General features: G+C 62.3%; 24 protein-coding genes, 1 tRNA gene and 1 pseudogene. 18 read left to right on the top strand and 8 right to left on the bottom strand.

The genetic code is table 11. The annotated features are described in order from the left end of the window. Positions 1–57: 57 nt before the first annotated feature. From G502_RS0117235 to G502_RS21030, 6 genes and pseudogenes are all read left to right on the top strand, one after another. Positions 58–132, top strand: a tRNA-Thr gene (locus G502_RS0117235). Beyond that, entirely contained in the window at positions 120–761 is a 642-nt protein-coding gene (gene socA / locus G502_RS0117240) for a type VI toxin-antitoxin system SocA family antitoxin (protein WP_211217865.1), read from the top strand. Before G502_RS0117235 ends, socA begins: the two co-directional genes overlap by 13 nt. Further along, entirely contained in the window at positions 739–1455 is a 717-nt protein-coding gene (gene socB, locus G502_RS0117245) for a type VI toxin-antitoxin system SocB family DNA replication inhibitor toxin (RefSeq protein ID WP_026989628.1), read from the top strand. The genes socA and socB overlap by 23 nt, the downstream gene beginning before the upstream one ends. A gap of 214 nt (positions 1456–1669) precedes the next feature. Beyond that, a pseudogene (locus G502_RS21020) lies at positions 1670–1945 on the top strand (YybH family protein); the annotation flags it as partial. Between the two features lie 76 nt (positions 1946–2021). Continuing rightward, entirely contained in the window at positions 2022–2744 is a 723-nt protein-coding gene (locus G502_RS21025) for a cytochrome c oxidase assembly protein (RefSeq protein WP_022729932.1), read from the top strand. Next, complete coding sequence (locus G502_RS21030) at positions 2725–3222, top strand: copper chaperone PCu(A)C (RefSeq protein WP_081649872.1); 498 nt, start codon at positions 2725–2727, stop codon at positions 3220–3222. Before G502_RS21025 ends, G502_RS21030 begins: the two co-directional genes overlap by 20 nt. A gap of 14 nt (positions 3223–3236) precedes the next feature. Here the strand turns inward: G502_RS21030 and G502_RS0117265 are convergent, their stop codons facing one another. Continuing rightward, positions 3237–3884 carry an MBL fold metallo-hydrolase gene (locus tag G502_RS0117265; protein ID WP_022729934.1) on the bottom strand — a complete coding sequence of 216 codons (648 nt, stop codon included), beginning with the start codon at positions 3882–3884 and terminating at the stop codon, positions 3237–3239. An 84-nt stretch (positions 3885–3968) separates the two neighbouring features. Between G502_RS0117265 and soxR the strand changes: the two genes are divergently transcribed. Further along, complete coding sequence (gene soxR / locus G502_RS0117270) at positions 3969–4430, top strand: redox-sensitive transcriptional activator SoxR (protein WP_022729935.1); 462 nt, start codon at positions 3969–3971, stop codon at positions 4428–4430. Between the two features lie 48 nt (positions 4431–4478). On the opposite strand, the gene G502_RS0117275 is transcribed toward soxR, so the two are convergent. Together G502_RS0117275 and G502_RS0117280 are read right to left on the bottom strand one after the other, a co-directional pair. Then, positions 4479–4853, bottom strand: coding sequence for a group I truncated hemoglobin (locus G502_RS0117275; RefSeq protein ID WP_022729936.1), 375 nt, complete (start codon positions 4851–4853; stop codon positions 4479–4481). Positions 4854–4911: 58 nt separating this feature from the next. Then, complete coding sequence (locus G502_RS0117280; RefSeq protein WP_022729937.1) at positions 4912–5136, bottom strand: tautomerase family protein; 225 nt, start codon at positions 5134–5136, stop codon at positions 4912–4914. 189 nt (positions 5137–5325) lie between these two features. On the opposite strand from G502_RS0117280, the gene G502_RS21035 reads away from it, so the two are divergent. Further along, positions 5326–6780, top strand: coding sequence for an aminotransferase-like domain-containing protein (locus G502_RS21035; RefSeq protein WP_022729938.1), 1455 nt, complete (start codon positions 5326–5328; stop codon positions 6778–6780). A 42-nt stretch (positions 6781–6822) separates the two neighbouring features. Then, the gene (locus G502_RS21040) at positions 6823–7827 is read left to right on the top strand and encodes a GlxA family transcriptional regulator (RefSeq protein WP_022729939.1); all 1005 of its coding nucleotides are present in this window, start codon (positions 6823–6825) and stop codon (positions 7825–7827) included. Between the two features lie 27 nt (positions 7828–7854). Here the strand turns inward: G502_RS21040 and G502_RS0117295 are convergent, their stop codons facing one another. After that, entirely contained in the window at positions 7855–8127 is a 273-nt protein-coding gene (locus tag G502_RS0117295) for a DUF4242 domain-containing protein (protein WP_022729940.1), read from the bottom strand. Between the two features lie 175 nt (positions 8128–8302). Then, positions 8303–8839: a lactoylglutathione lyase gene (gloA, locus tag G502_RS0117300; protein ID WP_022729941.1), complete on the bottom strand. Its 537-nt coding sequence runs from the start codon at positions 8837–8839 to the stop codon at positions 8303–8305. Between the two features lie 124 nt (positions 8840–8963). Here gloA and G502_RS0117305 point away from each other — a divergent pair, with 124 nt between their 5' ends. Both G502_RS0117305 and G502_RS0117310 read left to right on the top strand, forming a co-directional pair. Next, on the top strand, positions 8964–9191 hold the full coding sequence (locus tag G502_RS0117305) for a hypothetical protein (protein ID WP_155957894.1): 228 nt from the start codon (positions 8964–8966) through the stop codon (positions 9189–9191). A gap of 96 nt (positions 9192–9287) precedes the next feature. Continuing rightward, positions 9288–9902, top strand: coding sequence for an HD domain-containing protein (locus G502_RS0117310; protein WP_026989629.1), 615 nt, complete (start codon positions 9288–9290; stop codon positions 9900–9902). A 7-nt stretch (positions 9903–9909) separates the two neighbouring features. Here G502_RS0117310 and G502_RS0117315 read toward each other — a convergent pair whose 3' ends face one another. Further along, positions 9910–10239, bottom strand: coding sequence for a hypothetical protein (locus G502_RS0117315; protein WP_022729944.1), 330 nt, complete (start codon positions 10237–10239; stop codon positions 9910–9912). A gap of 24 nt (positions 10240–10263) precedes the next feature. Next, positions 10264–10971 (bottom strand): class I SAM-dependent methyltransferase, encoded by a 708-nt coding sequence (locus G502_RS0117320; RefSeq protein ID WP_022729945.1) that lies wholly within the window; start codon positions 10969–10971, stop codon positions 10264–10266. Between the two features lie 146 nt (positions 10972–11117). Here G502_RS0117320 and G502_RS21045 point away from each other — a divergent pair, with 146 nt between their 5' ends. From G502_RS21045 to G502_RS0117355, 7 genes are all read left to right on the top strand, one after another. After that, positions 11118–11981: an HTD2 family dehydratase gene (locus G502_RS21045; protein ID WP_022729946.1), complete on the top strand. Its 864-nt coding sequence runs from the start codon at positions 11118–11120 to the stop codon at positions 11979–11981. Between the two features lie 179 nt (positions 11982–12160). Further along, complete coding sequence (locus G502_RS21050) at positions 12161–13549, top strand: aspartate aminotransferase family protein (protein ID WP_022729947.1); 1389 nt, start codon at positions 12161–12163, stop codon at positions 13547–13549. Positions 13550–13615: 66 nt separating this feature from the next. Further along, complete coding sequence (gene hemA, locus G502_RS0117335; protein ID WP_022729948.1) at positions 13616–14830, top strand: 5-aminolevulinate synthase; 1215 nt, start codon at positions 13616–13618, stop codon at positions 14828–14830. Positions 14831–14951: 121 nt separating this feature from the next. Further along, on the top strand, positions 14952–15803 hold the full coding sequence (locus tag G502_RS0117340) for an aspartate dehydrogenase (protein ID WP_051152352.1): 852 nt from the start codon (positions 14952–14954) through the stop codon (positions 15801–15803). A gap of 230 nt (positions 15804–16033) precedes the next feature. Beyond that, entirely contained in the window at positions 16034–16591 is a 558-nt protein-coding gene (locus G502_RS0117345; protein ID WP_022729950.1) for a hypothetical protein, read from the top strand. A gap of 86 nt (positions 16592–16677) precedes the next feature. Beyond that, the gene (locus G502_RS0117350; protein WP_022729951.1) at positions 16678–16881 is read left to right on the top strand and encodes a YgaP family membrane protein; all 204 of its coding nucleotides are present in this window, start codon (positions 16678–16680) and stop codon (positions 16879–16881) included. A 155-nt stretch (positions 16882–17036) separates the two neighbouring features. Continuing rightward, positions 17037–18038: a bile acid:sodium symporter family protein gene (locus tag G502_RS0117355; RefSeq protein WP_022729952.1), complete on the top strand. Its 1002-nt coding sequence runs from the start codon at positions 17037–17039 to the stop codon at positions 18036–18038. Here G502_RS0117355 and G502_RS0117360 read toward each other — a convergent pair. After that, positions 18032–18838 carry an SDR family NAD(P)-dependent oxidoreductase gene (locus tag G502_RS0117360; protein ID WP_022729953.1) on the bottom strand — a complete coding sequence of 269 codons (807 nt, stop codon included), beginning with the start codon at positions 18836–18838 and terminating at the stop codon, positions 18032–18034. The two genes, G502_RS0117355 and G502_RS0117360, sit on opposite strands and share 7 nt — an antisense overlap. Position 18839 lies beyond the last annotated feature (1 nt).

The following is an 18839-nucleotide window of genomic DNA, read 5'->3' on the forward strand; positions in this document are numbered from 1 at the left end:
CTATATCAGCACTATTGGCTTGTGCGCTCCTACTCCGTCGTTTAAACGAAGCGGCGCGCCACTCTAGCTCAGCTGGTAGAGCAATCGCTTCGTAAGCGATGGGTCAGGGGTTCAAGTCCTTGTGCGGCACCACCCATCTTGCCAAATCACCCTCACTTCGTGCAATGTGCGAACAAACTGAGAACAAGCAAGGCGGCAGGCATGAGGCGATGAGCGGCGCATACGATCCAAGGGCAGTTGCGAACCTCATGCTCGATGAGGCGGATCGGCGTGGGCTGAAGATCACGAACCTCGCCCTCCAAAAGCTGCTCTACTTCGCGCACGGCATCCATCTGACCAAGACCAAACGACCGCTCGTATCAGGATACTTTGAGGCTTGGCAGTATGGGCCCGTCCACCCATCCGTCTATCGTGCGTTCAAGCCAGCCGGTACGGAACCCATCGTCACCCGCGCGGTGGGCAAGGACCCGTTGACCGGCAGGACACGAGACTTGCCGAAGCCTTCCAACATGGAAGTCATCGACCTCGTGGCCGATGTGATGAAGTCGTATGGGCACCTTTCCCCGGGGCGCCTGGTCGATCTTTCCCACGCGAAGGACTCGCCCTGGTCCATGGTCGTGGACAAAGCAAGAACAGATATTGCTTTCGGGATGCGCATACCGGATAATGTAATCATCGACCGATTCCGCCACCACAAGGTTTCGGTCGGCACTAATCCTCGTGCAGGAGAACCGCCCAGTGACGATACGCCCTTTGCCTGACATCGACCTTGCGCGCATCGCGCCGCAGCGCGACGACATGAAACGCAATAGCTTGGAGCAGATGAAGGGTGGGTTCTCGATCTTCTCCTACAAGCCGGTTCGGTCCTGCTTTTCCGACATTTTCAACATCCAGCCTGATTTGGACCTTGGTGTTGCCGAACCGACGCCGTGGACCGTGATCGAAGCGGAGTTGAGGAAGCGCTCCAAGTCGGATGAGGAATTCGAGTACAACCGCCGCATTGCCTTGGGTTTGCATGACTTTGCAACTTCGGGCCGCGTCTTTGGTCGCAAGCACGAGTTCTTCCCTCTGTCGATGGGTATGGGCCAGAAGGTGACGTACTGGTTGCCAATGATCCTCGCCATCGACGATCAAGCAAGCGCGCTTTTCATCGAGCCGCGCCGCACGCGAGGCCTGAGCGCCGAGGGTCGCCGGTTCGCGTTCTCGATGATGCACGAACGCATCAGGGCGGCTGACGAGGACTTCGCGGACGTTCGGCTGACCATCGCACAGTTTGGCGACCCGTCGGACGGACGCCGTGCGGTTCGACTCCACACGGATGAAGGTGTCGAACTCTACACCCGCGAGGAACTCGAGCTCATGGTCACCTCGACCTACGAAATGTGGCGCGAGGTACTTGAGGAGCGGGAACACGAGGCACGCGGACGAGCCACGGGCACTGGCTCGCTGATCTGACGCATTCTTGCAACATCCTTGCAATCAAGATGCGGGATCGTGAGAAGCGACGTATTCTCAATGAGTTTAGGCGCCAGCCCCCCTCATCCGTAATGTCCTGGACAGTTTCCTGACGACCGTCTCGTCCAAGGACGTGGATGCCATCATGGACTTCTACGTGCCCGACGTAGTGGCCTATGACGCCATCGCCGCCTTGTAGTTCAAGGGAGCGGAAGCCTACGGCAACCACTGGCGCCAATGCCTGTCCATGTGTGGTGAGCTCTCCATGGAGGCCAGCGACATCCACATCGCCACGGCCGGGGATCTGGCGACCAGTTATTACCTGCACCGTTGCGCCGGAGTGGACGAAAAAGGCGAGGAGCAGGCCTGCTGGATGCGGGCCACGGTGATCTGGCGCAGGCAGGACGGCGGCTGGAAGATCATCCATGACCACTATTCAGCCCCCTTCGATCCGGAAGGCGGTCAGGCGCTGATGGGGCTGGAGCCGTAAAGTCTCCATCATCTAAGCTTCGTTGCGCTGCCTCGTCGCATTGATCCGGAGGGTCTGTGATCCCAGACTCTGGTTCATGAAGGATCACGACAAGAAGCGGCCCCGCTCCAACCGCCGCGTTCTCGCACTGACTCTGGCACCCCTGCTGGTCATGGGCGGGCTGGTGGCTTATTCGCCTACGCTTTATCAGATGTTCTGCGACCTGACCGGGTTCGGCGGCACAGTCCAGGCCGCGTCCGAGGAGAAGACAGAAACCCAAGAGGAGACCCAGACGGCACGGGCCACCGAGGGTGACGGAACGCAGAGCACGGCGGACGGAGATGTCCCGACGGTCAGGATCACCTTCGATGCCAACGTCGATTCCGCGCTTCCCTGGACTTTCCGGGCCGAGCAGCGTGACGTCGAGGTGCCGGTTGGCGAGACGGCCAAGGTCTATTACTACGCCGAGAACAACACCGACGAGACGGTGGTGGCGCGCGCGACCTTCAACGTGACGCCCTACAAGGCCGCGCCTTATTTCTTCAAGATCGAGTGCTTCTGCTTCACGGAGGAGAAGCTGGGGCCGGGCGAGAGTGCACGCATGCCGCTGCAGCTCTATATCGACGAGGAGATGCTGGCGGATACGAACACGGAAATGGTGCGCGATATGACTCTATCCTACACCTTCTATCGGCAGGAGGATCTCTCGCGTGAAGAGGCGGAAGCCGCGCGTGACCTGAAGGCCGGCTCGCAGCGCGTGGAAGATAGATTGGATCAGGCCGAAGAGGTGGAGTACCGCAATGACGCACCACGACAGTAGGCGGGCGCTGGCCGCCCGGAACCGGCAGGAGGCGCTCGTGAGCCTGCTGTCCGCGATGAGCCTGGCGGGGTTGCTTGCCGTCGCAGCCCCTTCGGTGCTGGCGCACAGCTACAAGCTCGGCGAGCTCTCCATCGGGCATATCTGGGCGCCGCCGACGAGCGAAGATGCAGACGGCCTGCCGGTTTATGGCCCATTCCTGAACAATGGGGAAGAGAGCATTACCCTGGTGGGTGCCTCCTCCCCCTTGGCCGAAAGAGTCACCTTCCGCAGCGACGAGGAGGTGGCGGAGGAACTGACGGGGGGGCTCGAGATCGCCCCCGGCAAGCCCTATGCCATGGCCCCCTGGCGTCCGCACCTCTGGGTGGTCGGCCTCAAGGAGTCCCTGGAGGAAGGAGACTCCCTGGAGCTGACGCTGGATTTCGGCGAGGCCGGCAAGAAGACGGTCGAAGTCGAGATCGAGGAAGGCGGCAGCCACTGAGTGCCGCCTGCGCCTCAGGCCAGGGCGGCGAGTTCCTCCAGCGCCGCATCCACAGCCCTGCTCCATTGGTCAGGCGTCACCTCCCGCACGCCATCCGGCGCCACGGCCGCGCTCGAGATCACCACATCGGGATTGAGTTCGCGCAACAGCTTCAGGCTGTCCACCAGGTCGGCCCGGTTGCTGCCGCGGATCAGGTAGGTCTCCCAACCCCGTTCGCTGGCGAAGATGGTGTCGCCTGTGAAGAGGTAGGTTTTGCCGTGCGGTGAGGTGTAAAGGAAGGAGGTGCTGCCCGGGCTGTGTCCCGGGGTCGGGATCACCTCGATACCGCCCAGCCAGGTCTCGCGTGTCTCGAAGACGAGATCCAGCGGGCTGACGGCCCGGACCTCCTCGGCTTCGCGGGCATGAATGCCCAGTTTGGCGCCGAAGTGCGCGCGAAGGTCGGCCAGTGCCGGGGTGATCTCGTCGCGGTGGCTGAGGAACTGGCAGGCGACGCCGCCCAGAGCCTCGATCTGGTCGGCGTCCTCCAGAAGGTAGCTGGAGTTGTAGAAAAGAACGTTGCCCTCCGGCCGGGTCAGAAGATAGGCGTGAGTCGTGACCTGAGGGGCCTCCGCGAAGGGGTGTTCCGTCAGGCTCTGCCAGAGGTCGGAGTAGATCTGCTGCATGTCAGGCTTCCTTTTCCATAGGCTTTGCATTCCAGGAAGCCCTTGCTATAAAACCTGAAGCTTACTTGAGGTCAAGAGGGTTTCATGAAGACAGAATCACAATTTTGCGGACCGGCCGATCTGTCTGTGGGTCAGGTGGCCGCGCGCAGCGGTGTCGCGGTCTCGACACTGCATTTCTATGAGACGAAGGGCCTGATCGCCAGCCGGCGCAGTCCGGGCAACCAGCGTCGCTACAGCCGCGATGTCCTGCGCCGCATCGCGATTATAAAGGTAGCGCAGCGTATCGGGATTCCGTTGAGCGAGATTCGGGCGGCCCTGGACCGACTGCCCAATGGCTGCGTACCCACGGCGACGGACTGGGCGGAGCTCTCGGCGGCCTGGAAGGAAGACCTGGACCGGCGGATCGAGACGCTCACCCGTTTGCGCGATCACCTGAGCGACTGTATCGGCTGTGGCTGCCTTTCCATCGATGCCTGTCGCCTGCGCAATCCGGGCGACGAACAGGGCGCCCAGGGTCCGGGACCGCGCTTCCTGGAAGCGAACTGACTGCCCTGGTTCCCCAGGACAGTCAGTGCTTCCTTCCATCCCTGGGCTTCAGACGCGGACGATCTCGTCCTTCAGGGAATAGGCGATGGCGAGGACGTCCCGACGGGTTTCCTCGTCCACGCCATGGGCGTCCAGCGACTTCAGGATGTCGTCGAGCACGGCCATGTACTCACTCTCGCTGATATTCATCCCGCGGTGGATCTCCAGCATGCTGCGGCCTTCGTATTTCTCTGGTCCGCCGCTGCCTTCGCCCAGGAAGTTGCGGAGGTGCTCCTTGGCTTGCGCCATGCGCTCCGGATCTTCCTTCAGTTCCTGGTATCGCGGCGTGATCTCGGGATTGGCCAGATGGGCGTCGACGATCCGGTCGACCAACACCGAGACGCCGCGCGCGGACCCGAGGCGCTCGTACAGGGGTGTGCTCATGATCGCTCTCCTTGTTCCTGCATTTATCGTTTGTGTCTGAAGTGCCATCGGAGGGTGCCTAGGAAACCTCGGCAGCCGCCATCTGGCGGACGGCCTGGGAGGTCAGCGGATTGCCACCAATGGCCCACTGGCCACTCTTCACCTCCAGCACGCGCACCCAGGTGACATCGCGCATGGCAGATCCCTCGACGGCAACCATGGCGTCGGTGATGCGCCTGATCATGTCCTGTTTCTGACTTTCGTCAAAAACACCCTCGATGACTTGAATGTCGACCAACGGCATTGTCCTTCTCCCTTGTTTCAGACCCGATGATTCGGGACATACAGAAGGCTATTGGACAGTCCCGCTGGCGGACATGTACACTGACTCAGGTCGCTGGCTGGACTGTACCGGTACAGCGAACCTGCCAGTGTCGATTGACGGAAGTCTCGGCAAGGGTGCAGCCAGTATCAGGAACGAGGTGGGCGCGTCATGATCCCGATCCAGCTCGACCGTGAGGGACCTTCCCCCCTGACCGATCAGATCGTCGAGGCACTCAGTGAGCGTATCGACAGGGGCGTGTTGCGGCCAGGGACGAAGTTGCCCTCGATCCGGGCCTTTGCCGCTGAACAGGATATCAGTCGGTTCACGGTGGTCGAGGCCTATGATCGCCTGGTTGCCATGGGGTATCTGCAGTCCCGGCGCGGCGCGGGTTTCTTCACATCGAAGAACATGCCGCGTTCAACCCCGGAACAGGGTGAGCAGGAAGAGGTCTACGACTCCCAGCACAACGAGGAGGTGGTCTGGCTGATTCGCCGACTGTTGGAGGCCGGCAGGGGCCTGACTCTTGCGGGCGGCCCCTGGCTGCCCGCCGAGTGGCTGGACGAGGCGAACCTGCGACGTGTCATGCGCGGACTGGCCAATAACGAAGGGGACCACCTGATCGAGTACGGCGAGCCTTTGGGCTATCGCCCGCTGCGCCGGCATATTGCGGAGACGCTGTTGACCGAGATCGATATCCAGGCGGAGGAGAACCAGGTGCTGCTGACCTGCGGCGCCAGCCAGGCCCTGGACCTGGTGAGCCGTAGCCTGCTGAAGCCCGGGGACACGGTCCTGGTGGACGATCCCGGCTATTACAATCTCTTCGGAAACCTGCGCCAGCAGGGCCTCCGCCTGATCGGGGTGCCGCGCCAGGAAGACGGTCCCGATATAGAGGCCCTGGACCGCCTGGCGGCGCAGTACAGCCCGCGCCTCTACTTCACGCAGTCGGTGTTGCAGAATCCCACCAGCACGACGTTCACACCCGCCAAGGCCTTCCGCCTGCTGCAACTCGCGGAGCGCCACGATTTCCGTGTGGTCGAGGACGATATCTTCTCGGACCTCCATCCCGAGCCCGCCCCGCGCCTGGCGGCCCTGGATCGGCTGGAGCGCGTGATCTATCTGCGCAGCTTCTCCAAGACCCTGTCCGGCAGCCTGCGCGTCGGCTTCATCGCCTGCGCGCGCGATGTGGCGGACCAGTTGGCGGACAGCAAGATGGTCACCTGCATCACCACTTCGCTCTTTGCCGAAAAGCTGGTCTACCGCCTGTTGACCGAGGGCTATTACCGCAAGTTCCTGGGGCGTCTTCTGGATCGGCTGACCGAAGCACGCCACCGCGTTGGCACGGCCTTCGAGCAGAACGGCATCGAAACCTTTCACGGCGGTGACAGAGGGCTTTTTCTCTGGGGGCGTTTCCCGGACGTCCCGGATTCCCTGCCGCTCGCGGAAGCCGCCCAGAAGGAAGGCCTCATGCTTGCCCCGGGTGCGGTGTTCCGCCCGAACCTGCAGGCCAGCCCCTGGATGCGCTTCAACGTTGCCGTTTGCGAAGATCCACAGGTTCTGGAGCGGCTGCAGCGGCAGACCGCGGCGTTTCGAGACCGGACGCTGGAGCTGGAAGCGGTGAGATAGACGACCCCGCAGGCGACAGCGCTTGAGGAAGGAGGCCGGTTCATGATCGATGTCACCGTGGTACTGGTCAATGACGGCTATGCTTCCACCGCCATCGCTCCGCTGGAGGTCTTCTCCTCAGCTGGCGTCTTGCTGAACGCCTTCGCAGGTGAAACCCCGCGGCCCCAGTTCCGGGTGCAGGTGGCCTCGCTCGATGGGCAGCCGGTGCAGAGTGCTCACCAGCTTGCTGTGTCGCCCCAGACATCGATTTCGGAAATCGAGAAGACGGATCTCATTGTCGTTTCGGCAATCGGGCTCGATGTGGATGGCGCCCTTGCTGCGCATCGTCCGTTGCTCGATTGGCTGTGCCATTGGAATGCGCACGGCGCCGGTGTAGCCGCTGCCTGTGCCGGTGTCTCCTTCCTGGCGGAAGCCGGTCTGCTCGATGGGCGGCGGGCCACCACGCACTGGGCACTGGCACAGGAGTTCGCGCAACGCTATCCGAAAGTGGACTGGCATCCGGAAGCCTTCATCACCGAGGACGCAGGCGTCTATTGCGGGGGCGGAGTCTATGGCGTGATCGACCTCAGCCTCTATCTTGTGGAGAAGTTCTGCGGCCATGACATTGCGCTGGATTGCGCCCGCTCGATGCTGGTGGAAATGCCTCGCGTCAACCAGGCAGGATTTGCCGTGTTGCCACTGACCAGCCGGCACGACGATGGAGCGATCCGCAAGGCAGAGGAATGGCTGCACGCACATTTCCATGAGGACGTGAAGCTGGAAGGGCTGGCGGCCCAGCTGGGCATGAGCCCGCGCAATTTCGAGCGCCGCTTCAAGGCGGCCACCGGGATGAAGGCGCGGAACTACCTGCAGGCCCTGCGCGTCGCAGCCGCCCGGCGGATGCTGGAGCAGGGCGCACGCTCCGTGCAGCAGGTGGGCAGCGCGGTGGGATATGACGATGCCGCCCACTTCCGGACGCTGTTCAAACGTCATACAGGCCTGACACCGGCCGCCTATCGTGCCCGCTTCGGGCGGGAAGCAGAGAGACTGCCTGCCGGGCGCAGTTGAGAGCACCCGGCAGGCGCGAGGTTTAGGCTATTCCCCAGAGGTGGGGTCCATCATGCCGCGGACCGGCGCGATTGTGTCGGCTGGAACCCCGGCCTTTTCCGCGTGATCGCGAATCAAGCCCTCATGCTCCGCACGGAAGATGCAGTAGAACTTGTCGTCGGTGACATAGCTGTGAACCCACTGGATGTCCGGCCCCACTTCCCGCAGGGCGGCGCAGGACGCTCGGGCGCCTTCCCTCAACTCTTCAGGTGCGGAATTGCCGATTCCGGGGATGTTCCTTTCGATGACGTACTCAGGCATGGCATTTACCTCTCATTCTTTCGGTGGCCAACTGCTCTGGGAGCTGGTCCCGAAAGCATGGGAGAAACGCCTTTACCCGGGTAGACGGTTCAGCGGACAATGAGGAGGGGAGTTTCCGACATCCGTAAGTCCATTGGAGCCTGTAAAGCACTGAGTTCCGGGGCGGGGTCAGTGGTTATTGTCCCATGCCTTTCAACCGGGCCGGTTCGACGATCTCGATCCAGTAGCCGTCCGGGTCCTTGATGAAGGCGACGTCCTTCATTTTGCCCTGTTCGGGCCGTTTCACGTAGGTCACGCCGTTGCGGTCGAACCAGTCGATCGCCTTGTCCAGGTCGGGCACGGAGATGCAGATGTGGCCGAAGCCCTGAGGCTGGTCGTTGCCGTTGTGATAGGTCGCGTCAGGATCCTTCTCCGTTCCCCAGTTGTGGGTGAGTTCCAGGATGCCGCGCTGGGAGAAGGTCCAGGCCGTCCGCTCGCCTGTCTCCTCCGGCGGCGTGTCCCCGTCCTGCAGGCAGGTCAGGAAGTAGAGCGAGAACTCCATTTCCGGGAAGTCCAGTCTGCGCAGCACTTTCATGCCCAGGACGCCGCTGTAGAAGGCCAGCGAGATCTCCGGGTCGCGTACGCGCAGCATGGAGTGGTTGAGGGTGAAGCCCTCGGTTTCCTCTGGACGTTCCTTGACGGTGCCGGGGTGGGTTTCGCCGCTAAAGGCCATCGCGAGATATCTCCTGTTTTCTGTCTGGACGGAAAGCCCTTGAGATTGGGTTGCACCCGAAAGTTTCAACGGCAAGGATCGAACACTGCAGCTTATGCGTGTTCCGTGGTCCTGGAGTATGACGATGAATGAAGAGAAAGATCCTCTGTACGAATGGATGCATTCCGAGATTGGTGCCTGCCTGAAACGTGAGGAACAGGTAGACAAGGATGCCTTGATTGCGCGCGCCATGGCCGATGGGGTCACCAGTCGAGCCAAAGCTGAAGAGTCCTATGCTGAAGCCATGGGAGACTGGATTGAAGCCTACAGCCTGGTGGCAAAGATCAACTCTGGAGAGCTGGACGAGCCTTGAAGGCCCCGCTGCCGGGGCCTGGCTATTGCTCCGCCCGTCCGGCCGCACTACCTTGCCGGCCGCGTAACCTGTCGTGCACATCTCTTGGAGACACACTTGGCTGAACAACATCCGCGTGCCTGGCAGCGTATGCTGTCGGGCCGCAGGCTGGACCTGTTGAATCCCTCGCCCCTGGATGTGGAAGTCGAGGACATCGCCCATGGCCTTTCGCGCGTGGCACGCTGGAATGGGCAGACACGCGGGAACTGGGCCTTCAGTGTGGCGCAGCACTGCTTGCTGGTTGAGGATCTCTGCGGGATCATGAAGCCGGATTTACAGGCGCATTGGCGTCTTGCAGCCCTGCTGCACGATGCCCAGGAGTATGTGGTGGGCGACCTGATCTCGCCCTTCAAGGCGGCCGTGGGCTGGAGCTACAAGGCCCTGGAGAAGCGCCTGTCCAGCGCCGTTTTCCTGCGTTTCGGCCTGCCGGGCGAACTGCCCAAGACGGTGGAGGCGCGAATCAAGCGCGCGGACCAGGCGGCGGCCTATGTGGAGGCGATCCAGTTGGCCGGTTTCGAGGAAAAGGAGGCGCGGCGGCTGTTCCGGCCGCCACGCGGCCATGACCTGTCGCCCGCGCGCCTGCCGCTGGTGCCACAGGACCCGGAAACCGCGAAGACCGCTTATCTGGAGCGCTTTGCCGTTCTGCAGTCGGAGATGCGGGAAAAGGGGTGAAGGCTGGTTACGCGCCAGCCGCCGTCTTGCGTGCCCGGCGCCCGCCACGGCGCCTGGCAGTTCCGGTCTGTCCGGAGCGGGCCGTTTCGTGCAGGAGAGCCACAAGCCTTTGATGGGCGCTGAGCTTCTGTGTGGGGTCTTCCGGGGCGGCTTGTTCCCGAAGTCCGTGCTGCGCAATCAGGTTGCGCGCCGCCGTCGCGGGATCGTCCAGACGAAGCGACCAGGACAGCAACAGGTCCTCGGCCGGCCCGGGAAAGGTCTCTCCCATCTCCAGGGCCTGGCCGATCAGGCCGCCGGGATCGTCCGCGCTGTGGTGTGAAGAGAGATACTGCACCATGGGCCGATCCTCGTTACGGCGGAACTATTTGACCTGCAGCAGGTTGATACGCATGGGCTGGGCGAAGAGGTACTTGTCATCCTGGCTTTCGGCGTAGCCCTCGAAGGCGGCCCTCAATTCCGGTTCCACCTCTGCGATCCGGTCGGCCCGTTGGGCATCCGCGGCTACGATCCGGTCGCGGAATGCCTGGAAGTCGGGATAGAGGATCGGTGCCTCGTAAACGATTTCGCGCAGTTCCTGGCAGTGCTTGCCGCCGGTGAAGCCGCGCAGGGCGTCATAGGCCTGAGCGCGCATCACGGTTTCGTCCTCAACGGGCAGCATGGCCTGGAAATGCGGGCCCTGGGCCAGGGGCTCGGCCACATAGATCAGGCCCTGTGACTTCACCACGCGGGCCGCTTCCTCCAGGCCATCGGCCATCAGTTCGGCCGGAATATGATGCAGGGAGTTGAAGAAGATGGCCGCATCGAAGCTGTTGTCCTGGAAGGGCAGGGCCTCGGCCCCCGAAACCTCGTAGCGTTCGTCTGCGACGGGAGACTCGCTGCGTGCCGCGGTGATTTCAACTTCCGATGGATCCACCCCCATGGGCGTGGCGCCGCGTTTGGCCAGGGCCCGCACCATGGCTCCGTTGCCACAGCCGATGTCCAGCACCTTCAGGCCATCGAGCGGCAGGTTTTCGACAAGGACGTCAATGTTCGTCCGGCGAGGAAAGATCTGTGATGTCTGTTCGGTCATGGGGCGAAGCTAAAACAAATAAGCCTGTTAGGCCAGAACCCCGCTGCATTCATTCGATTTGCAGGCTGGCCATGGGCGCCGCAAGGCGCTAGAGCTTTTCCGGGACACAGGCAGCACAAGAACCAGATGAGGAGGGCAGCGCCATCATGACGGATGCGGATCTGACGGCCTGGATCGGGCGGCAGGAACGGCGCGAGGACCGGATCGACGCCAACCGGGCGAACGGCCTGAGAGCAACCCTGGAGAGTCCGGATCCGCTTTTCCGTGAAGGCGATGCGCTGCCTCCGCTGTGGCACTGGACCTATTTCTGGGACATAGCCGCGCAGTCGGAGTTGGGTCCGGACGGGCATCCGGCGCGCGGCGGATTCCTGCCGCCTGTGGACCTGCCACGACGCATGTGGGCGGGGGGTCGCCTGAAATGGCCCGGGGATTTGATGGTCGGTGGGATGGCGCACCGCGAATCCACGATCACATCGGTCCAGGAGAAGTCAGGGCGGTCCGGGCGGCTGGTTTTCGTCACGGTTCGCCATGTCATTTCCGGGGACGCCGGACCGGCCATCGAGGAAGAGCACGACATCGTCTATCGTGAAGCGCCCGGCAAGCAGGAGGCGTCCCCCAAGCCACCGGCGCCTCCGGAGAGCCCCGTGCGCTGGCAGCGCCGTGTCGAGACCGATGCGACGCGCTTGTTCCGCTATTCCGCGCTAACCTTCAACGGGCACCGCATCCATTACGATCATCCCTATGTCACTCAGGATGAGGGCTATCCCGGTCTGGTGGTTCATGGACCGATGATGGCGACCCTGATGGTGGAGCTGTTGCGGCATTCGGCGCCACAGCGCCGCGTGACAGGACTGGATTTCCGTGCGCGCAGTCCGGTCTTTGCACCGGCCAGTCTGGGGGTCTTCGCTGCCGATGCGGAGGCGGCAGGCGCCGAAACGGAGCGGCTGGAAACCTGGGTGACAGGAGACGCGGGCGCCCTGGCCATGTCGGGATTGGCCGAACTTGGCTAGGCGGCCGTCTCCGCGGTTCCCAGCGGCCGTCGCTTTCCTTGCATGCAGGCGCTGCGCAAGAGCCCTGCGGGGATAGGGGTTGAGCCGCTGTGGTCGGGCGGTATAGCTTGGGGCATCAAACACGCAAGGATGACCAGCGAAAGCGGCGTCCTCTATTCTCACGGAACAGGAGATCCGTCATGTCGACTCGACCCAATTCGCCTGCGGCGAAGGACATCGCCTATAACCTGCATGCCTACACGAACGCGCGTCGGCACGAGGAGACTGGCCCGCTGATCGTGGATCACGGGAAGGGTGTCCATGTCTATGACGACCAGGGCAAGGACTACATCGAGGGCATGGGCGGCCTCTGGTGCGTCGCGCTGGGCTTCGGCGAGGAGCGACTGGTGAAGGCAGCGACCGAGCAGATGCAGCGCCTGCCCTACTATCACAGCTTTGCCCAGAAATCCCATGAGCCTTCCATCGAGCTGTCGGAGCGCCTGCTGGACATGGCGCCGGGCGACCTGAGCAAGGTCTTCTATGCCAACTCTGGCTCGGAAGCCAACGACACGGTCGTGAAGCTGGTCTGGTACTACAACAATGCGCTGGGTCGGCCGAACAAGAAGAAGATCATCTCGCGCATCAAGGGCTATCACGGCGTGACGGTGGCTTCGGCCAGCCTGACCGGCCTGCCGACCAATCACCGGGATTTCGACCTGCCCATCGACGGAATCCTGCACACCGCCAATCCGCACCACTATCACAACGCCTTCCCCGGAGAGAGCGAGGAAGAGTTCGCCAGCCGCATGGCCGGACAGCTCGAGGAGATGATCCTGCGCGAAGGCCCGGACACCGTTGCGGCCTTCATCGGCGAGCCGGTGATGGGGGCCGGTGGCGTGATCGTGCCGCCGAAGACCTATTGGGAGAAGATCCAGCGCGTCTGCCGCAAGTACGATGTCCTGGTGATCGCGGACGAGGTCATCTGTGGCTTCGGGCGTACCGGCGAGATGTTCGGCAGCGATGTCTTCGGTATCAATCCTGACTTCCTGGTGGTCTCGAAGCAGATCACCTCGGCCTACATGCCGCTGTCGGCGGTGCTGATGACCGACCAGATCTATCAGGCCGTGGCCGACAACTCGGTCAAGATCAGCACCTTCGGTCACGGTTACACGGCCAGTGCCCACCCGGTGGCCACGGCGGTGGCACTGGAGAACCTGAAGATCCTGGAGGAACGCAAGATCGTCGATCATGTGAAACAGGTCGCACCGCGCTTGCAGGACGGCCTGCGGCGCTTCGCCGACCATCCCCTGGTGGGCGAGGTGCGCGGCATCGGCCTGATGGCCGCGGTGGAACTGATTGCCGACAAGGAGAAGCGCAGCCTTTTCGATCCCGTGGGGCGCGTCGGTTTCCACCTGTACGACGTCGCACAGAAGAACGGCCTGATCCTGCGCAACATCGGGGATTCCCTGGCTTTCTGTCCGCCGCTGATCATCTCTGAGGACGAGATCGACACACTGCTGGACCGTTTCGGCCAGGCGCTCGACGAGACCTACAGCTGGAGCACCCGCACGGGCGTGGCCGCCGAATAACAGACCTGCAGGGACGCGACCTTTTCGCCTCTTGGCGTGGCAGGTGCCAGGACTTAAGTTCCGGTCATGGATTACGAAGGTTTCTTTGACCGGGAACTTGAGCGCCTGCGCGCCGAGGGTCGCTATCGCGTCTTTGCCGATCTGGAGCGCCAGGCCGGCGCCTTTCCGCGTGCGTTGCGCCATGACGATGCGGCCCAGACGCGCGCGGTCACTGTCTGGTGTTCCAACGATTACCTGGGCATGGGCCAGCACCCCAAGGTGCTGGAAGCCATGCAGGAGACCCTGGTCCGTTGTGGAGCCGGGGCAGGGGGAACGCGCAACATCTCGGGCACCAGCCACGCGCACATCCTGCTGGAAACCGAGCTTGCGGACCTGCATGGCAAGCAGGCCGCCCTTGTCTTCACCTCTGGCTATGTCGCCAACTGGACGGCCTTGGGTACGCTTGCAGCGAAGCTGCCGAAATGTGTCGTGCTGTCCGACGAGATGAACCATGCCTCGATGATCGAGGGCATTCGGCACAGTCGTGCGGACAAGCGCATCTTCCGTCACAACGACGCACGCGACCTGGAGCGCAGGCTGCAAGACCTGCCACAGGACTGCGCGAAGCTTGTCGCCTTCGAGTCGGTCTATTCCATGGACGGGGACATCGCCCCAATCGCGGATATCCTTGAGGTTGCCGAACGCCACGGCGCCTTTACCTACCTGGACGAGGTCCATGCCGTGGGCATGTACGGATCGCGGGGTGGCGGTGTGGCCGAGCGCGAGGGCCTTATGGAACGCATCGACCTGATCCAGGGTACCCTGGGCAAGGCCTTCGGTCTGATGGGGGGCTATATCGCCGGTTCGGCCCAGATGGTGGACTTCGTGCGCTCGCACGGCAGCGGATTCATCTTCACCACGGCCATGCCGCCCTCGCTGGCCGCAGGCGCGCGGGCCAGCGTACGGCACCTGAAGGAAAGCGATGCCGAGCGTACGGGCCAGCGTGTGGCCGTGGCGCGGGTTCGCGAACGCCTGACGGCCGCCGGCCTGCCCGTCATGCCCAGCGACAGCCATATCGTACCCCTGATGGTGAGGGATGCGGTGCTCTGCAAGGCGGCAAGCGACGCTCTGCTGCAGGACCACGGCGTCTATGTGCAGCCCATCAACTATCCCACGGTGCCCCAGGGCACGGAACGACTGCGCCTGACACCCACACCGCTGCACAGCACGGACGATATCGAACAACTGGTGCAAGCGTTGAGCGATGTCTGGGAGCGGTTGGAGATTCGCAAGGCAGCGTGAAGACTCAGACAGCCGGCGATTTATGATTTGTGGAAGGACGAGGCTCGGAATAGTCTTCTTTTCGCCTGCCGAATGACCAAAGCGTCCCCGCGCCATTCATCTAGTCCAAAGGTGTTGTAAAATGTTGCAGACAGAAACCGACAGTGGGCCCGCGAAAGATAGAAAAAACCCGGAGGTGCGGGTTGCGATCGCCAGTCTGGGCGCAATCGGTCTGAAGCTTGCACAGGAACTGGATGCGGGAATACCTGGATACCGTCTCGTGGCCGTATCCGCGCGCACACCCGAAGCAGCGACCGAGCGCATGAGCGGCTTCAAGTCGGCCGTTCCCGTGCTGCCGATCGAGGATCTGGAGGCGCATGCGGACCTGGTCATCGAATGTGCGCCCTCCGCTCTTTTATCGGACATTGCCACCCCCTTTCTGAAGGCGGGCAAGACCGTCATCGCACTGTCGGCCGGCGCCCTTCTGAACAATGACCACTTGCAAACCATTGCAGCCGAGCATGGTGGCCGAATCATCGTTCCTTCTGGTGCGTTGCTGGGGCTGGATGCGGTCGCGGCTGCGGCGGAAGGCAAGATCGAGTCCGTGCGGATGATTACGCGCAAGCCGGTTCGCGGTTTGCTGGGCGCGCCATATCTTGAGAAGAACGGCATAGACCTGACCGGTATCACCGAACCCATGAAGGTCTTCGAGGGCAGCGCACGTGAAGCCGCCGCTGGCTTTCCGGCCAACCTGAATGTCGCAGTTGCCCTGTCCCTGGCTGGGGTCGGTCCGGACAAGACGACGCTCGAGATCTGGGCGGATCCTGATCTGACGCGCAATACCCACAGCATCCAGGTGGTATCGGACAGCGCAAATCTGGAAATGAAGATCGAGAACATTCCGTCGGAGAATCCGAAGACAGGCCGCATCACGGCGCAATCGGTTCTGGCGGTTCTGCGGAAGATGAGCGCCAGTTTGAGTGTTGGTACCTGATCCGAGGGCACAGGGGCAATGAAGGGCCCGGGCTATTGGTCACTTCATGCCCTTTTACAGCAGACGACTTGTTGAACAGCCGCATGCAGCGACGTTGCCGAAAGAGTTTCGCTGTTGAACAAGCGAGCCTAGTAAAATAAGAACGATTATCATTATCATTTAGCTGGACATGACGACAGAGCTGTCCTATATTCGGTCTTCCAACGCTTCTTCACTGTGAAGGACAGCCCATGTATCGCGACAACAGCCTGATGCCCAATGAGGCGATCCGCCTGCTGGCGCTGGGACTGCTTGCCGAGCGCCCCCGCCATTACGCCGAGCTGGCAGGCGATGTGCGCCACTTCACGGAGCGCATGGTCGGGCCCTCCCTGGATCTTCTGGCACAACCGCTTGAGTTGCTGAAACTGGAAGGCCTGGCCGAGTCCGTCGAGGGCGAGGGTATGAGCGACAATGCCCTGCTGCAGCTGACCGACAGCGGACAGGAGGAGATGCGCAAGCTGTTGAGTGCCAACATGCGTGCCCAGGTGAATGACCTGAACAAGCTGATTGTCGCCATCAAGATGCGCTTTCTGCACCTCTTGCCTGTCGAGGACCAGAAGCGTCAACTGGATCTGCTGATCGAGATCTTCGACCGCGAAAGTGTGCGACTGAATGACCTGCGTAGTTATCAGGATGCCGAAGCCTCGGCCCTGTCCGACTGGCTGGATCTCGAGATCTCGCAGTCGCGTTCCCGCCTTGCCTGGTTCGAGGAACTGCGCGAACGGCTTGAGAGCCGCGGCGAATACTGAAGAGGCTATCTCTCAAAAGAGCCTTCGACTTTCCGGACCAACAGGAAGATGATCGGGGCATGGTTTCCCCTTTGGAGTGAAGGGCCATGTCTCTTGAACGTATGGTGTTGCTAATCGTTGGCCTTGTCATCGTGATCAGCGTCCTGTTGGCGGTTTACGTGAACCTCAACTGGCTCTGGCTGACGGGACTGATGGGCGCCCACCTGATCCAGGCCTCCTTTACCGGTCTCTGTCCCGTTGTGGCCCTGCTGAAGCGCATGAAGCTACCGCAGCGCCCCGGTTTCGGTTGAACTTCGCGTTTCGGCTGAACTTAGGGTTTCGGTCGAGCATTGACGAGGGCATCCCGGCAGGTCGGCCGAATTCATTCGGGGACGAATGGGTTGTGAGCGCCCGGGCCGGCGGTCTATAAGCACGCCGTATTCTGCCTGCCCTGCCGGAGTTTCCCTTGCCGTTTCTACGCGACCCCTTCCTGGCCATGATGACCGGTGTCCTGGTCCTGGCCAGCGTTCTGCCGGCAGAAGGGCATGTGGCCGATTTCTTCAGCAAACTGAGCGCACTGGCGGTGGCCTTGCTGTTCTTCCTGCATGGCGCCATCCTGTCGCGTGCGGCTCTGCTGGACGGCGTGACACAATGGCGCTTGCATCTCTTTATCCTGGCAACGACCTTCCTGTTCTTCCCGCTTCTGGTTTTGCCGTTGGGTCTGTTGCCAGAGAGCCTGCTGCCCGAGGACCTGTTGACAGGGTTTCTCTACATGGGGGCCCTGCCCTCGGCGATTTCCTCCTCGATTGCCCTCACAGCGGTCGCTCGGGGGAATGTCCCCGCGGCGATCTGCAACACAGCGGGCTCGAATGTCTTCGGCCTGATGCTGACGCCCTTCCTGGCGGCCCTGCTGCTCAGCACCACGGCCGTGGGCGGCATCGACCTTGTCGAATCCCTGAAGGATATCTTCATCGGCCTGCTGCTGCCCTTCCTGGTTGGCCAATTGCTCCATCCCTGGATCGGTGGTGCTCTGAACCGCCGGAAAACCCTGCTGGGCCGCTATGACAAGCTGGTGATCCTCATCATCATCTACACCGCGTTCTCGCAATCGGTGACCCAGGGCCTCTGGAGCAAGTTGCCTCTGCACAGTCTCGGGCTGGCACTGTTGCTCTGTCTACTTTTGCTGGCGGTGGCCGTGGCCTTCACGCTCTACGGATCGCGCCTTCTGGGTCTGGGGCGGGCCGAAGAGGTAACGGCCGTATTCTGCGGATCGAAGAAAAGCCTGGCCACGGGCCTGCCACTGGCGCAGGTGATGTTTGCCGCGTCCCCTGCACTGGGCATGATCGTTCTGCCGGTCATGATCTACAACCAGTTGCAGATCATGCTGGGCGCCATACTGGCCCAGCGCTACGCTCGTCAGGACGACGAAAGGCAGCAGCCAACCGAAAGCCCGGCCCAGGCTCAGTAAAGGTGCTGACCGCCGGTGACGAAGACCTCGCTGCCCGTGACATAGCCGAAATCGCTGCTGCAGAGCTGGAAGACCGCCCCGGCCACTTCCTCGGGTGTGCCCATGCGCTGCATGGGAATGCGCGGGATCAGTGCCTCGTACTCCGGGCCGACCATGGAGGTTTCGATCTCGCCGGGGGCCACGGCATTCACGCGCACGCCAAGCTCGGCGAACTCCACCGCCATCTCGCGCGTCAACGCTGACAGCGCCGCCTTAGATGTGGAATAGGCCGAACCGGCGAAGGGATGGATGGCATGGCCGGCAATGGAGGTGATGTTTACGATCGCACCCTGGCCCCTGCGCAAGGGGACAGCAAAGCCACGCGCCAGAGCCAGGGGGGCGAAGAAATTCAACTCGAAGACCTCGCGCCAGCCGGCAATGTCGCCGTTCAGGCAGCCCAGCCGTTCCTTGAAGGGCGTCTTGGGCGAGATGGCGGCGTTGTTGACCATGGCATTGAGCGGAATATCCCCCAGGATCTCGTTGCCCTTGGCGATGAATTCCTGAACGCCTTCGGGATCGCCGATATCGGCGGTGACATGATGCGTCCAGTTGGGATCGTAGCGGCATTCCGGGGGAATGGCATCGCGCGAACAGGTGATCACCCGCCAGCCTTCCCGGGAAAAGCGCTGAACGGTGGCATGGCCTATGCCACGACTGGCTCCGGTCAGCAGCAGGGTCTTGCGCTGTCCTGAATCCTCTCCGTTCGAGGCCGAATCCGAATCAGGAGCTTGCGCCGTCTCGGGCGGTGTCTGCGATGACATG

The organism is Fodinicurvata sediminis DSM 21159, assembly GCF_000420625.1.
Taxonomy (GTDB): domain Bacteria; phylum Pseudomonadota; class Alphaproteobacteria; order Kiloniellales; family DSM-21159; genus Fodinicurvata; species Fodinicurvata sediminis.

Coding starts and splice junctions, on each gene's coding strand:
- hemA (WP_022729948.1), top strand. CDS start 13,616: ATGGATTACGAAGGTTTCTTTGACCGGGAACTTGAGCGCCTGCGCGCC.
- G502_RS21050 (WP_022729947.1), top strand. CDS start 12,161: ATGTCGACTCGACCCAATTCGCCTGCGGCGAAGGACATCGCCTATAAC.
- G502_RS21030 (WP_081649872.1), top strand. CDS start 2,725: ATGACGCACCACGACAGTAGGCGGGCGCTGGCCGCCCGGAACCGGCAG.
- soxR (WP_022729935.1), top strand. CDS start 3,969: ATGAAGACAGAATCACAATTTTGCGGACCGGCCGATCTGTCTGTGGGT.
- G502_RS0117280 (WP_022729937.1), bottom strand. CDS start 5,136: ATGCCGTTGGTCGACATTCAAGTCATCGAGGGTGTTTTTGACGAAAGT.
- G502_RS0117345 (WP_022729950.1), top strand. CDS start 16,034: ATGTATCGCGACAACAGCCTGATGCCCAATGAGGCGATCCGCCTGCTG.
- G502_RS0117360 (WP_022729953.1), bottom strand. CDS start 18,838: ATGTCATCGCAGACACCGCCCGAGACGGCGCAAGCTCCTGATTCGGAT.
- G502_RS0117340 (WP_051152352.1), top strand. CDS start 14,952: ATGTTGCAGACAGAAACCGACAGTGGGCCCGCGAAAGATAGAAAAAAC.
- G502_RS0117350 (WP_022729951.1), top strand. CDS start 16,678: ATGTCTCTTGAACGTATGGTGTTGCTAATCGTTGGCCTTGTCATCGTG.
- gloA (WP_022729941.1), bottom strand. CDS start 8,839: ATGGCCTTTAGCGGCGAAACCCACCCCGGCACCGTCAAGGAACGTCCA.
- G502_RS0117275 (WP_022729936.1), bottom strand. CDS start 4,853: ATGAGCACACCCCTGTACGAGCGCCTCGGGTCCGCGCGCGGCGTCTCG.
- G502_RS0117320 (WP_022729945.1), bottom strand. CDS start 10,971: ATGACCGAACAGACATCACAGATCTTTCCTCGCCGGACGAACATTGAC.
- G502_RS21025 (WP_022729932.1), top strand. CDS start 2,022: ATGAAGGATCACGACAAGAAGCGGCCCCGCTCCAACCGCCGCGTTCTC.
- G502_RS0117305 (WP_155957894.1), top strand. CDS start 8,964: ATGAATGAAGAGAAAGATCCTCTGTACGAATGGATGCATTCCGAGATT.
- G502_RS0117295 (WP_022729940.1), bottom strand. CDS start 8,127: ATGCCTGAGTACGTCATCGAAAGGAACATCCCCGGAATCGGCAATTCC.
- G502_RS0117315 (WP_022729944.1), bottom strand. CDS start 10,239: ATGGTGCAGTATCTCTCTTCACACCACAGCGCGGACGATCCCGGCGGC.
- G502_RS21040 (WP_022729939.1), top strand. CDS start 6,823: ATGATCGATGTCACCGTGGTACTGGTCAATGACGGCTATGCTTCCACC.
- G502_RS21045 (WP_022729946.1), top strand. CDS start 11,118: ATGACGGATGCGGATCTGACGGCCTGGATCGGGCGGCAGGAACGGCGC.
- G502_RS0117265 (WP_022729934.1), bottom strand. CDS start 3,884: ATGCAGCAGATCTACTCCGACCTCTGGCAGAGCCTGACGGAACACCCC.
- G502_RS21035 (WP_022729938.1), top strand. CDS start 5,326: ATGATCCCGATCCAGCTCGACCGTGAGGGACCTTCCCCCCTGACCGAT.